Genomic DNA, 13458 nt, shown 5'->3' with positions numbered 1-13458 from the left:
TCCGCTCCATGAAAAATGTCCCTCTATACCTTGCAGGTGAATTTGTTCAAAGCCAGACCGACAGCTGGATTGACGTGACCAATCCCGCCACCAATGAAGTCATCGCCAAGGCCCCGAATACCACGCCTGCAGAGATGCGCAAGGCCATCGATTTTGCGGCTGAAACCTTCAAAACCTGGAAAGAAGTGCCAGTGTCAGAGCGGGCAAGGGTGATGCTGCGCTATCAGGCTTTGCTGAAAGAACACCACGATGAAATTGCCGAAATCCTGGCCCAGGAAACCGGAAAAACCTTTGACGATGCAAAGGGCGATGTGTGGCGCGGTATCGAAGTGGTTGAGCACGCCGCTAACGTTGCGTCGATGATGATGGGCGAAACCGTTGAAAATGTGGCCCGCGCAGTAGACACCCACTCCTGGATTCAGCCGTTGGGTGTGTGCACCGGCATTACTCCATTCAATTTCCCCGCAATGATTCCCTTGTGGATGTTCCCTATGGCTATTGCCTGCGGTAACACCTTTATTCTGAAGCCGTCGGAACAGGATCCCCTGACACCGACACGTCTTGCTGAATTGTTCGCACAGGCCGGCGCGCCTAAAGGCGTGCTGCAGGTTGTTCACGGTGGTAAAGAGCAGGTAGATACACTGCTGACAGATCCTGCCGTTAAAGCGATTTCCTTTGTCGGTTCTGTGCCGGTTGGGCGCTACATCTATGAAACCGGCACCCGCAATATGAAGCGTGTGCAGTCCTTCGCAGGCGCTAAAAACCACATGGTTATCATGCCGGATGCCGACAAACAGCAGGTGCTTAACGCTCTTGTAGGTGCCTCTGTGGGCGCGGCAGGGCAGCGCTGTATGGCCATTTCCGTTGCCGTATTCGTGGGCGAAGCCCGACAGTGGATTCCGGAGCTGAAAGACGCCATGGCCAAAGTGCGTCCCGGCGCCTGGAACGACTCCGGCGCCAGCTATGGCCCGGTTATCAGCCCGAAAGCCAAAGAGCGTGTCGAGGCGCTGATCGCAACCGGTGAAGCCCAGGGTGCCCAGCTGCTGTTGGATGGCCGCAATTGCACCGTGGACGGCTTGCCGAATGGCAACTGGGTAGGCCCTACATTGTTCGCCGGCGTGACCAGCGAAATGGACGTCTACAACGAAGAAATCTTCGGCCCGGTATTGTGCTGTTCCGAAGTAGATTCTCTGGGCGACGCCATCGAGTTCATCAACCGCAGCCCATACGGCAATGGTACGTCTATATTCACCGGTTCTGGCGGTGCAGCCCGTCGCTTCCAGCACGAAATTGAAGTGGGCCAGGTGGGTATAAATATTCCCATTCCGGTGCCCCTGCCGTTCTTCTCGTTCACCGGTTGGAAAGGTTCGTTCTACGGTGACCAGCACGCTTATGGCAAGCAGGCTGTGCGTTTCTACACCGAAACCAAAACCGTCACCTCGCGCTGGTTCAGTTCGGAAGCCACTAGCACCGAAGCTAACTTCTCTATTCAGTTGCGTTGATTTTGTCGGTAACAGGAACCAGCTATGAACTTTGACCTGACCGAAGACCAGCAGGCGTTTCGCGAAGCAGCGCGGGCATTTGCGCAAAAATCCATGGCGCCTTTCGCAGCGCACTGGGACGAAGAGAGCATTTTCCCAAGAGACGTGCTGCGCCAAGCGGGAGAAATGGGCTTTTGCGGGCTCTACACGCCGGAAGCCTGTGGTGGCATGGGGCTGTCGCGCCAAGACACAGCGGTGATTGTAGAGGAGCTGGCTGCGGCCTGCCCCTCCACTGCTGCGTTCATTACCATTCACAACATGGCGACCTGGATGCTGGCCAGTTTTGGCACAGACGAGGTCAAGCAGAATGTGGTGCCAACCTTGGCCAGTGGTGAAAAACTGGCGTCTTACTGCCTGACCGAGCCCGGCGCAGGTTCCGATGCAGCAAGCTTGCGCACCAAGGCACAACGGATTGGTGATGATTACGTCATCAACGGCAGCAAGGTATTTATTTCCGGTGCCGGCGCCACCGATGTGATGGTTTTGATGGCCCGTACCGGCGGCCCTGACAGCGGTGCTAAAGGCATTACTGCGTTTTTGATTCCGGCGGACGCCGATGGCGTGTCCTATGGCAAAAATGAAAAAAAAATGGGCTGGCATAGCCAACCGACCCGCTCGGTCACCTTGGAAGATGTGCGGGTGCCGGTGGCCAACCGCTTAGGCGCCGAAGGCGAAGGCTTTGCTATTGCCATGAAGGGCCTTGACGGTGGCCGTTTGAACATTGCGACCTGCTCCCTGGGCGGTGCCCAGGCGGCGCTGCTACGTGCCCGTGACTACATGCACGCCCGCTCCCAGTTTGGCAAACCGCTGGCGGCGTTTCAGGCCTTGCAGTTCAAGCTGGCGGACATGGCCACCCATCTGGTTGCAGCGCGGCAAATGGTGCGCCTTGGTGCGTTCAAGTTAGACAACGGCGACCCCGAAGCCACACTGCACTGTGCCATGGCCAAACGCTTTGCCACCGACGTGTGTTTTGATGTGGTGAACGATGCCCTGCAACTGCACGGTGGCTACGGCTATATTCGGGAATACCCTCTTGAGCGTTACCTGCGGGACTTGCGTGTGCACCAGATTCTGGAAGGCACCAACGAAGTCATGCGCCTGATCGTGGCTCGCCGTATTCTGGAGCCGGGCGTCGCGGAAGCGATTCAGTAGCAGAGCCGATTTCATAGCGGAAGCCATTTAACAGTACATTGTGGAGATCTTATGAGCGACACACCCGATTTCAAGAGCGACAAGCTGCAGCTGGAAAAGCGCGGCCACATTGCCGTGCTGACAATCAGTAACCCTCCGGCGAACACCTGGACCGGCGATTCGTTAAGCGCATTGCAATACACCATCGCTGAATTGAACGCTGACAAAGACATTTTTGCCTTGGTGGTTACTGGCCAAGGCGAGAAATTCTTCTCGGCCGGGGCGGATTTGAACACCTTTGCCGACGGCGACATTGCACGCGCCACAGACATGTCCCGGGCTTTTGGCTCAGCGTTTGACGCGCTAACCCACTTTCGCGGCGTGTCCATTGCGGCCATTAACGGTTACGCCATGGGTGGCGGCCTGGAATGCGCGTTGGCCTGTGATATCCGTATCGCTGAAGAGCACGCGCAAATGGCTCTACCAGAAGCCACCGTCGGCTTGCTGCCCTGCGCTGGTGGCACTCAAAACCTGCCCTGGCTGGTAGGCGAAGGTTGGGCCAAGCGCATGATTTTGTGCGGCGAGCGCGTGAAAGCCGACAAAGCCCTGAGTATTGGTCTGGTGGAAGAAGTGGTTCCCACCGGCCAAGGTTTGGCGAAAGCAATGGAGCTGGCAGAAGGCGCTTGCAAGCAAAGCCCGTCGTCCGTTTCGCGCTGTAAGAATCTGATCATGAACGCGCGCGACGGTCATAGCCATGAGGACGGCTGGCGCCTGGAGCGGGAGCTGTTCATTGAGCTGTTCTCCACTGAAGACCAAAAAGAAGGCGTTACCGCGTTTCTAGGCAAGCGCAAGCCCCAGTGGAAAAACCGCTAACGCCAATCCGACACACGGGCCAAAGGATTCACCATGAGTGATCAACCGATTGTATTTGAGCAGTGGCAAACGTCAGGCGACGCCACCATCGGAGTTGTGCGCCTGAACGCGCCGCGCTCGCTGAATTCTCTGTCACTGGAAATGATTCGCCTGCTGACGCCACAGCTGAAAGCCTGGGCTGAAGATGAGCGGGTACGCGCTGTGTGGCTGGAAGCCGAAGGCGACAAGGCGTTTTGCGCCGGCGGCGACATTGTTGCGCTGTATCGCAGTATGACGGAGGCCGGAGGCGCGGACATTGGCAAGGCGTTCTTTACCGAAGAATACGAACTGGATTATTTGATTCACAGCTATCCCAAACCGGTTGTGTGCTGGGGCCACGGCATTGTGATGGGTGGCGGCATGGGCATCATGCAGGGCGCTTCCCATCGGGTAGTGACCGAAAGCTCAAAACTGGCCATGCCTGAAACCACCATCGGGCTTTACCCGGATGTAGGCGGCGGCTGGTTTCTGAACCGCTGCCCCGGCCGCACCGGCCTGTTTTTGGGCCTGACCGGTGCCCGTGTGAACGGAGCTGATGCGCTGTTCACCGGATTGGCTGACCGTTTTATAAAGCACGAGTTGAAGGCTCAGGTCGTTGCTGAACTGACTCGCGTCAACTGGCACAACCGCCATGGCCATGAGGTCGTAGGCTCGGTATTGCGTCAGTTTGAGCAACAGAGCACCGACGCGCAGCCGGCTTCACCCGTTCGCGATCACTTTGATGAGATCAACCGTGCCACCGACGCCGACACCCTGGAGCAGACCATTGCTCAGTTGAAGGAACTGGCGTCTGGCGATGGCTGGCTGGCCAAAGCTGTGAAGCCGTTAGCGGTAGCGTCGCCGGTGGCTTTTGCGTTGGTATGGGAACACCTGCAGCGCTGCCGCCTGGATGGCGTGAAACAGGTGTTTGATAAAGAATTGCTGCTGTCGACCAACTGCCTGAGCAAAGGTGAGTTTGCCGAAGGCGTGCGGGCGTTGCTGATCGACAAAGACCAGCAACCAAGATGGCGTTACGCCACCCTGGCGGACATCGATAACGAATGGATTAACGGATTTTTTGTTTGAGCCTGTTAGAGCAGCCATGAGCAGGGCACTTAATAGCACTTAACAAAAGAAACCGCACTAAAACAAAAGAGGGAAATACGATGGCAATTATTTCATTTATTGGCCTTGGTAATATGGGCGGCCCTATGGCCAGCAATCTGCTGAAAGCCGGCCACCAAGTCACCGTGTTTGATTTGTCGGCAGACGCCGTCAGCGCGCTGAAAGCCGAAGGCGCGAGCACCGCCGATACCGCCCATGAGGCCGTTAAAGGCGCTGAGTGCGTGATTACCATGCTGCCCGCTGGCCAGCACGTAGAAGCGGTTTATCTGGGCGCTGAAGGCTTACTGGCAGCTTTGCCTGAAGGCACCCTGGTGATCGATTCGTCGACCATTGCCCCTGAAACCGCCAAAAAAGTAGCGGCGCAAGCCTCAGAGCACAAACTCCGCTTTCTGGATGCACCGGTGTCCGGTGGCGTTGGTGGCGCAAAGGCCGGCACGCTCACGTTTATCTGCGGTGGCTCAGAGGCCGATTACGCAGCGGCCCAGCCTATTTTGCAGGACATGGGCAAGAATATTTTCCGTGCCGGTGAACACGGTTCGGGGCAGGTGGCCAAAATCTGCAACAACATGCTGCTTGCTATCCTCATGTCAGGCACCAGCGAAGCGCTGGCTCTGGGTGTGAAGAACGGGCTGGACCCAGCCGTACTGTCGGAAATCATGAAGCAAAGCTCTGGCGGTAACTGGGCGTTGAACGTGTATAACCCCTGGCCGGGAGTGATGGAAGCGGCGCCGGCATCACGCAACTACGAAGGTGGCTTTTTGGTAAAGCTGATGACCAAAGATCTAGGCCTGGCATTCGACAACGCGGTGAAAAACCAGGCGTCGATTCCTATGGGCTCACTGGCTCGTAATCTGTTCTCGTTGCACGCAGGGCAGGGCAACGCTGATCTGGATTTTTCCAGTATTCAGCGGCTTTACAGCCCAGAGTAAACCAGCAAAGTTTAACGGGTAGAGAGTATCCGGTAGAGAGCAACTGGCAGGAAATAACAAGGGCTGACCATTGCGGCCAGCCCTTGTGGTTAATCAAGACAAATGATGTACCGATTCTTGTCCATACACCGGCGTATCAATGCCTTCTTTACGCGCTTTTAACTGCAGCGCCAGATACAGCGAATAGTGCCGGGACTGGTGCAGGTTGCCGCCGTGGAACCACAGGGCTTCCTGTTGCGTGGGTTTCCACATGTTTCTCAGTTCACCTTCCCACGGGCCTGGGTCTTTGGTGGTGTCCGATCCCATTCCCCAACATTTCCCCACCTTGTCAGCAACTTCTTCAGAAATAATGCGTGCTGCCCAGCCGTTCATAGAGCCAAAACCGGTGGCGTACACAATCAGGTCTGCAGGCAGTTCTGTGCCGTCTGTGAGGGTCACAGAGTGTGGGTTGATGTGTTCAATACTGACGCCGCTTTTCAGCTTTATCTCGCCGTCTGCCACCAACTCTGACGCACCCACATCAATGTAGTAACCCGATCCCCGGCGAAGATACTTCATGAACAGGCCGGAACCGTCGTCGCCGAAGTCCAACATAAAGCCGGCTTTTTTCAGCCGTCCGTAGAAATCGGCGTCTTTTTCGGCCACCTGTTGGTAAACCGGAATATGGAAGTCAGGCATGATTCGAAAAGGCACAGACGCAAAGGTAAGGTCAGCCTTTTCCGTTGTCATGCCATCGGCAACCGCCTGTTCCGAATAGAGCCCGCCAAGAACATCATCCATCAATGTGTCCGACTTGATGATGTGAGTCGATGAGCGCTGAATCATAGTCACGTCAGCGTTGTTTTCCCAAAGCGCCGCACAGATATCGTGAGCGGAGTTGTTGGCGCCAAGAATCACGCACTTTTTACCTTTGAAGGCTTCGCCGCCGGGATGCCGGCTGGAGTGATGTTGCTCGCCTTCAAACGTGTCCATACCCGGAATGTCAGGAATATTCGGGATGCCGGACATGCCGGTGGCCAGTACCAGTTGCTGCGGGCGCAGGGTCACCTTTTCGCCGTCACGAACCACGTCGACTACCCACTCTTTACTGGTTTCGTCATAGCGGGCTGCGGTGCATTCGGTGGAGCTCCAGTAATTGAGCTCCATGATTTTTGTGTACATTTCCAGCCAATCACCAATTTTGTCTTTTGGTGCAAAAACGGGCCAGTGATCGGGAAAGGGCAAATAAGGCAGGTGGTCGTACCATACTGGGTCGTGCAGGCACAGTGACTTATAACGGTTGCGCCAGGAGTCACCGGCTTTGGCGCTGCGTTCTATCACAAGGGTGGGTACGTCCAGCTGCTTCAAGCGGGCGGCCAGGGCAATACCACCCTGGCCGCCGCCGATAATGACGCAATACGGCTGGCGGCTATAGCCTAATTCCTGCTGCTCGTCCTGTTGGGTTTCGAGCCAGGTTTTACGCGACTTGCTGGCGCCGTGCTCTGCGCCTTTGGGGCGGCGAAATTTGCGCTTTTCCGGATATTCCTTCAGCTCCTGCATGGTTGTCAGCAGCGTCCACGCCTTGCCATCGCGCAAGCGAAGATGGCCCTTGCCGATGGCATCGACGGTTTCAAAGCTAACCCAGGCGTCAATCACCCCGTCCTGCTCGGTGGCTTCCTCGGAAATCTGCCAGTTCGCGGGCCGGGCTTGTTTGGCCGTGGCGCTGAGCATATCGCGAATGGCGTCGCGCCCTTCCATGGTTTTGATGTTCCAGGTCATGGTGACCAGATCGCGCCAAAAACCATTGTCTTCGAACATGTCGGCGGCTTGCGCGGGGTTGTCTGAATTCAGGGTTTCCTCAAAATTGTCAAGCCATTGCCTGGCTTGTTGGGTCGCTGTCATTTTGGTTTCAGTCATCTTGGTCTCCGTCATCGTAGCTTTCCGGTGTTGGATTGTTTTTGTTACCGGGGTGCGGGGCACCCACTGCAGGAATTGATCCTTTCATGACAATTATCAGGTTGCAGCAGGCATGCCAGTTCTTTCAGAAAAATCTTCGAAATATAAAGCATTGAAAATAATGAAGTAAATATTTTTAAACTGTGTGGCAAAAGGTGTTGGAACCGGCGTTAGAGGGTTCTGGCGTTACACCTGACACACAGCAGGGTTCAATAGTGTTACAGGTGTAATGCGGGGGGCACGAATAAAGAGTACCAACGAAGCATGTCGTTATGGGGTTGTGCGGTCTATGCTCTTTGTTGGTTGCCTTTATATCCGTCGTGAACAACAACAAAATAAGCACAGCATCGCGAGGCCTGTTATGACCCATCAGCTGGCGCAGAGTCGTCATATTCATTCAATCCTGAACTTTGCGGCAAAAGGCTCGTACCCGGCGCTAACGCCAAGCGCCGAGTTGATCGGGCGGTCGTGGAAACGCTGCATTGAAGACTACGGCATGGACCCGAGCCGGCCACGCAGCGCCCGCATTGTGACGCAGCAGACCTTGCGCGAGCACCAGGACTCGGTGGACGAATTCCTGAACGTAGCCCGGGCAGGGGTAGACCAGCTTTACGGGATTATTGCGGGCCTGGGTTACGTGGTTCTGCTAACCGACCACCGGGGGATTACCGTTCAATATCTTGGCGACCGACGCTACGACCGGCGTTTGCGCAAAGCCGGGCTTTATCTAGGTGCCGATTGGAACGAGCAGTATGCCGGCACTTGCGCTGTGGGCACCTGCATCCAGGAACAGCAAGCGTTGACCTGCCACCGGGTTGACCATTTCGATGCAACGCACATCAGCCTTACCTGCACGTCGGCGCCGATTCGCGACCCTTCCGGCGATTTGCTTGCGGTGCTCGACATATCGGCCCTGGATTCGCCAAACGCCCGTGAAAGCCAGACTTTCGCTCTGCACCTGACTCAACTTTATGCACGCCTGATTGAAGACGCTTATTTCTTACGGCGCTACCGTAATCAGACCGTTCTACGCTGCGGCGTTTCCCGTGAATTTGTCCAGGTCAATGGCCAGTATCTGCTTGCGATTGATGAAGGTGGTCGCATCGAAGCCGCCAATACGGCAGGGCGCTCGCTCATGCCCGAAAATGCAGCCGGCCTTATGAATGGGGTTTCCGGGGTAACCGAATTGTTTGAATGCGATCTTCGGGATATCTGGAGCATTCCTTACGATCATGATGATCAGGTCAAGGCCTTCAGGCATCACGCCAATAAAGACACCTTGTTTGCCACACTGATCAAACCAAAAGCCAAACCGGCCGATTACTCCGGTAGCGTAAAGGCCAGTAACGACGAACGCGTGCCGGAATTGGATCAGCTGGCCGCCGACGACCCGGTTATGCGACGTACCCTTTCGTTGGCTAAACGCCTGCGAAATCGCGATGTCGGGCTACTGATTCTTGGTGAAACGGGTACTGGCAAAGAAGTTCTGGCCAAGGCCATACATCAGTCAGGCAGCCGCGCGAGCGGCGCGTTCATCGCTGTTAACTGTGCGGCAATTCCAGAATCCCTGATTGAAAGTGAGCTGTTCGGTTATGTGGCCGGCGCGTTTACCGGCGCGCGTGCCAAAGGCATGCGCGGCCTGATTCAACAGGCAGAAGGCGGAACACTGTTTCTGGACGAAATCGGAGACATGCCCCTGCATTTACAGACCCGGCTGTTGCGGGTGCTTGCGGAAGGCGAAATTCTGCCGGTTGGCGCAGAGGCACCGATTCGGGTGAACTGCCGTTTCATGGCGGCAACCCATCAGAATCTTGAACAGCTAGTTCAGGCGGGGGCTTTCCGCTCTGACCTATACTATCGCTTGAACGGTGCGACTCTAAAATTGCCCTCGCTGTGCCAGAGAGCCGATCGCCAGCATGTTATTAACAGCGTATTGCGAAAGTTGATTAAACAGGATCAAGTCCAGGACGTCCACATTCGGGCCGACGCCATGAGCGCGATGCTGGGGTACCACTGGCCAGGAAATATTCGTGAATTGGTCAACGCTTTGGCCTTTGCGGAAGCCACCTGTGATAACCGCGAAATCACCGCCGAAGATCTGCCAGAAGCCTGCTTGAAACAAAAGAGTGTGTCTGTGCCTACAGAGCTGAGTGAAAGTCCTGACAGGCGCCGTTGCCTGCTGGTGGCACTTGAAACCTATCGCTGGAACATTACCGAAGTGGCCAGGCGTTTCGACGTGTCCCGGCCCACCATATATCGGTGGCTGCAGCATCATGGTATTGAGCAACCACGGTTTTTAGGCAAGCGGTAAGGTTTTGATCGCAATGGGCGAGCCATTATTTAACCCTAATGCGCTAATTCAGCGGTGCAGGTAAGCTGTCTGTAAGCTTTGTCAGCCGCCGGTGTTCCGTCTGGCTACTGAGGCTTCCACACATTTGACGGCAGTGGCCCCTCCTCAAGGGGCTTTGCCGCGCGGCAGTAGGCCTATTACGAGCATGGAAGAAAAACACATAGTGAGCCCCGGCGAGCCCGAGCCGTCGCGGCAGAAAACCATCGCCGATTTGGCGACCCCCATTTACGGGCTATTCATTTTAGGCATTTTGTACACCCTTTACCTGGCCCATCAAATAATTCTGCCGATGGTGCTGGCACTGCTGACCAGTCTGGTGTTGTCGCCCCTGGTAACGCGCTTGTCCCAGCTTCGTATTCCCCGCATGGTTAGTTCACTGGTGTTGGTGCTGATTTTGCTGGCTGGAATTGTCGGACTGTCGTACGCGGTGGTTACCCCGGCTTTGGAATGGGCAGGCAAAGCGCCAGAGGGTATTTCCAAGCTGCTCGTAGACGACAGCCAACTAATGCAGCAAATCGATAAGGTGACACAGTCCGCCGAAAGGGTGGAGCAGTCGGTAGAGCGGTTGTCAGAACGGGACGGCGGTGCCAAAACCGAAGGACCCCGCACCCTGATTTTGCAAACCGAATCATGGCGTGGTCAATTGATGACCAAGGCCAGTAGCGCCCTGGCGGGGCTGGCGCTGGCGCTGGCGTTAACCTATTTTCTGCTGGTCAGTGGTGACCGGCTTATCCGCAATTTTGTGCGCCAATTGCCGCTTAGCGAACGCAAGCGTGTACTGCGTATTACCCGTGACTCCCAGCATCAGATTGCCCAGTATCTGGGGGTTCTGGCCATCAGCAACACCTCGGTGGGCATTGCCACCGGGCTGATGGCCTGGGCCATTGGCCTTCCCGACCCGGCAGTGTGGGGTCTGCTTGCCGGGCTGGCGCGGTTTATTCCGTATCTGGGCGTTATTCTGACCCTAGTGCTGCTGACCATTGTGTCCGCGGTGAGCCTTGATGCTCTATGGATGATCGCCATTGCGCCCGCGTGTTATCTGATAATGACCACCATGGTGAGTCTACTCATCGAGCCGTGGATCTACGGTTTCCGCATGGCGATCAATCCGGTCATTATATTCGTTTCGATCTTTTTCTGGGGTTGGTTATGGGGCCCTGTTGGCGTGGTACTGGCTGTACCCTTGATGACGGTTATTCAGGGTGTACTCAAGCAGATTCCACGCCTCCGTCCAGTTTATAAAATTATTGCACGCTAAAAAGCAGATAACGGTTGCCCGGCGGGGTCTTGGCCTAAAGTTTACCTTTACGTAAACTAGCGCCTATGATAAATCTGATGCACGTAGAACCACAGACAAAAATAACAGGAGCAAAAAATGAGCCTTCCGGAATACGTCGATGCGTACAAACATTTTGACCTTGCTGCTCTGGAGGCCGAGGTATTGGATGGTCGCCTGGACGGCGGGCTGAATGTTTGCCATGAAATTTGCGACAAATGGGCAGTCAATGCCGAAAAAGTTGCGCTGTATTACGAGACGGAAGACGGCGGTGACGGCGTTCTTACCTTTGCCGAGTTGAAGCAGACGTCCGCCCGTTTTGCCAATTACCTGAAGACGCAGGGAGTGGGTAAGGGCGACCGTGTTGCGGGTTTGTTACCGCGCACCCCGGAACTGCTCATTGTTATGGCGGGCGCCTGGCGCATTGGCGCTGTCTATCAACCGCTGTTTACCGCGTTCGGCTCTGGCGCCATCGAATACCGCCTGGAACGGGCGAGCACCAAATTGATTGTCACCAATCCGGCAAACCGTTCAAAGCTGGATGACGTTAAAAACTGCCCGCCGGTATTGTGTGTTGATTCGGCGGAAGCTGGTCATGGTGATGCTGACTTTTATCAGGCCCTGAGCGAGCAGTCCGACCAGTTTGAACCGGTGCTGATCAAAGGTACTGATCCTTTCTTGCAAATGTTTACATCGGGCACCGTGGGCAAGCCCAAAGGGGTGTCTGTTCCAGCCCGCGCACTCTTGTCATTTTACGTTTACATGCGCGATGCGGTGGGCCTTCGTGACAGCGATACATTTTGGAACGTAGCCGATCCGGGTTGGGCCTACGGCTTGTATTACGCGGTTATCGGGCCGCTGCTGATGGGTCACGCGACCCACTTCAACCCCAACGCGTTCACACCTGAAAGCACCTACGACATGATCCGCAAGTACAAAATTACAAATCTTGCGGCGGCGCCCACGGCCTATCGGTTGCTGAAAGCGAATGATCACGTGTTGCCTGAAGGTGAAAATCTCGGGCTACGGGTAGCGAGTAGCGCCGGTGAGCCATTGAACCCGGAAGTGGTTAACTGGATTCGCCGTCGTCACTTTTGTGAGGTAAAAGATCACTACGGCCAGACTGAAACAGGCATGACCTGCTGTAACTTCCACGGCCTGGCGCACCCGGTTAAAGAGGGTGCCATGGGCTTCTCATCGCTGGGGCATCGTGTTGTGGCACTGAATGAGAAGAACGAAGAGGTGGGTGCCGGCGAAGCCGGTCAGGTCGCCATTGATGTGGCTGCATCACCTTTGTTTCATTTCGATGGCTACACCTGGGGTGAAAAAGACCCGTTCGCCCATGGTTACTACCTGACCGGCGATATGGCCATTAACAACGGCGACGGCAGTTTCTCGTTCAGTGGGCGCGACGACGACATTATTACCACTGCGGGTTATCGGGTAGGACCAGCGGATGTGGAGAGCTCATTGCTGGAGCATCCGGCGGTGGCCGAATCTGGTGTGGTGGCCAAGCCCGATGAAAAGCGTGGCGCCATCATCAAAGCCTACGTGGTGATCAAAAGCGACCAGATTCCGGCCGATGACCAGGTTTTGAGAGAAGAATTGCAAAACCACGTGCGCCGGCGCCTGTCAACGCACGCCTTCCCCCGCGAGATCGAGTTTGTAGACGAGCTGCCCAAAACGCCTAGCGGCAAAATCCAACGCTTTATTCTGCGCGACCGCGCCCGAGAAGACGCCAGCGAATGAAAGTGACAATAGAGCAGTTGCAGGCTTTTCTGGACGAGCAGTTTCCGCAAGGTGCTGCGTTCGGCACTCTGTGCAAGCTGGGCGATGGCACCGCCGAAATGATGCTCGACGTAGACGAAACCCATTTGCGCCCAGGCGGCACCGTGTCTGGTCCTGTAATGATGGGGTTGGCGGATGTCACGCTCTACGCGGCTCTGCTGTCCAGAATTGGTTTGGTGCCGCTGGCGGTCACTACCAACCTGAATATCAACTTCCTGCGTAAGCCGGTAGCGCATCAGCCCATATGGGCCCGTGCCACCATGCTTAAGGTCGGCAAAACCATGGGGGTAGGGGAGGTGTTTATATATTCCCTGGGTGTCGATGAGCCGGTCGCACATTCTACGATGACTTACTCCATACCGCCGCAACGTTAATAGAGGGCTTCAGCGTTGTGTCCATAGGTGGTCAGCAAAAAAAACACGGAAAAACCACAAAATTAAGGATTGACGTTTACGTATACGTCAATACATTCTATGATTAGTTCTGATGTAC

At 55.6% G+C, this 13458-nt stretch carries 10 protein-coding genes; 9 read left to right on the top strand and 1 reads right to left on the bottom strand.

Translation table 11 applies throughout. The features are described 5' to 3' along the window. Positions 1-8 precede the first annotated feature (8 nt). The 5 genes from ATG98_RS01175 (at position 9) to mmsB (ending at position 5617) form a co-directional block, all read left to right on the top strand. Positions 9-1502 carry a CoA-acylating methylmalonate-semialdehyde dehydrogenase gene (locus ATG98_RS01175; RefSeq protein ID WP_098419144.1) on the top strand — a complete coding sequence of 498 codons (1494 nt, stop codon included), beginning with the start codon at positions 9-11 and terminating at the stop codon, positions 1500-1502. 24 nt (positions 1503-1526) lie between these two features. After that, the gene (locus ATG98_RS01170) at positions 1527-2693 is read left to right on the top strand and encodes an acyl-CoA dehydrogenase family protein (RefSeq protein ID WP_098421962.1); all 1167 of its coding nucleotides are present in this window, start codon (positions 1527-1529) and stop codon (positions 2691-2693) included. A gap of 51 nt (positions 2694-2744) precedes the next feature. Then, positions 2745-3545: an enoyl-CoA hydratase gene (locus ATG98_RS01165; RefSeq protein ID WP_098421961.1), complete on the top strand. Its 801-nt coding sequence runs from the start codon at positions 2745-2747 to the stop codon at positions 3543-3545. Positions 3546-3578: 33 nt separating this feature from the next. Continuing rightward, positions 3579-4649, top strand: a complete 1071-nt coding sequence (locus tag ATG98_RS01160; RefSeq protein WP_098421960.1) for an enoyl-CoA hydratase/isomerase family protein — start codon at positions 3579-3581, stop codon at positions 4647-4649. 80 nt (positions 4650-4729) lie between these two features. Continuing rightward, the gene (gene mmsB, locus ATG98_RS01155) at positions 4730-5617 is read left to right on the top strand and encodes a 3-hydroxyisobutyrate dehydrogenase (RefSeq protein WP_098421959.1); all 888 of its coding nucleotides are present in this window, start codon (positions 4730-4732) and stop codon (positions 5615-5617) included. Positions 5618-5710: 93 nt separating this feature from the next. Here mmsB and ATG98_RS01150 read toward each other — a convergent pair whose 3' ends face one another. After that, positions 5711-7513, bottom strand: coding sequence for an NAD(P)/FAD-dependent oxidoreductase (locus ATG98_RS01150; RefSeq protein WP_179888003.1), 1803 nt, complete (start codon positions 7511-7513; stop codon positions 5711-5713). Between the two features lie 400 nt (positions 7514-7913). On the opposite strand from ATG98_RS01150, the gene ATG98_RS22815 reads away from it, so the two are divergent. The 4 genes from ATG98_RS22815 (at position 7914) to ATG98_RS01130 (ending at position 13340) form a co-directional block, all read left to right on the top strand. Further along, a complete protein-coding gene (locus ATG98_RS22815; RefSeq protein WP_098421957.1) occupies positions 7914-9863 on the top strand; it encodes a sigma-54-dependent Fis family transcriptional regulator in 1950 nt (649 codons plus the stop codon). 184 nt (positions 9864-10047) lie between these two features. Further along, entirely contained in the window at positions 10048-11160 is a 1113-nt protein-coding gene (locus ATG98_RS01140) for an AI-2E family transporter (protein WP_098421956.1), read from the top strand. A 117-nt stretch (positions 11161-11277) separates the two neighbouring features. Then, the gene (locus ATG98_RS01135; protein WP_098421955.1) at positions 11278-12927 is read left to right on the top strand and encodes an AMP-binding protein; all 1650 of its coding nucleotides are present in this window, start codon (positions 11278-11280) and stop codon (positions 12925-12927) included. After that, the gene (locus tag ATG98_RS01130; protein ID WP_098421954.1) at positions 12924-13340 is read left to right on the top strand and encodes a PaaI family thioesterase; all 417 of its coding nucleotides are present in this window, start codon (positions 12924-12926) and stop codon (positions 13338-13340) included. The genes ATG98_RS01135 and ATG98_RS01130 overlap by 4 nt, the downstream gene beginning before the upstream one ends. Positions 13341-13458: the final 118 nt, after the last annotated feature.

It is taken from the genome of Marinobacter sp. LV10R520-4, assembly GCF_002563815.1.
Taxonomy (GTDB): Bacteria; Pseudomonadota; Gammaproteobacteria; order Pseudomonadales; family Oleiphilaceae; genus Marinobacter.
Note: the sequence above shows the minus strand (reverse complement) of the source record. Positions and strands in the feature narration are given on the sequence as shown.

Excerpts from the sequence above, each read along its gene's own strand:
- ATG98_RS01175 (WP_098419144.1), top strand. The coding sequence starts at position 9 with ATGAAAAATGTCCCTCTATACCTTGCAGGTGAATTTGTTCAAAGCCAG.
- ATG98_RS01170 (WP_098421962.1), top strand. The coding sequence starts at position 1,527 with ATGAACTTTGACCTGACCGAAGACCAGCAGGCGTTTCGCGAAGCAGCG.
- ATG98_RS01165 (WP_098421961.1), top strand. The coding sequence starts at position 2,745 with ATGAGCGACACACCCGATTTCAAGAGCGACAAGCTGCAGCTGGAAAAG.
- ATG98_RS01160 (WP_098421960.1), top strand. The coding sequence starts at position 3,579 with ATGAGTGATCAACCGATTGTATTTGAGCAGTGGCAAACGTCAGGCGAC.
- mmsB (WP_098421959.1), top strand. The coding sequence starts at position 4,730 with ATGGCAATTATTTCATTTATTGGCCTTGGTAATATGGGCGGCCCTATG.
- ATG98_RS01150 (WP_179888003.1), bottom strand. The coding sequence starts at position 7,513 with ATGACTGAAACCAAAATGACAGCGACCCAACAAGCCAGGCAATGGCTT.
- ATG98_RS22815 (WP_098421957.1), top strand. The coding sequence starts at position 7,914 with ATGACCCATCAGCTGGCGCAGAGTCGTCATATTCATTCAATCCTGAAC.
- ATG98_RS01140 (WP_098421956.1), top strand. The coding sequence starts at position 10,048 with ATGGAAGAAAAACACATAGTGAGCCCCGGCGAGCCCGAGCCGTCGCGG.
- ATG98_RS01135 (WP_098421955.1), top strand. The coding sequence starts at position 11,278 with ATGAGCCTTCCGGAATACGTCGATGCGTACAAACATTTTGACCTTGCT.
- ATG98_RS01130 (WP_098421954.1), top strand. The coding sequence starts at position 12,924 with ATGAAAGTGACAATAGAGCAGTTGCAGGCTTTTCTGGACGAGCAGTTT.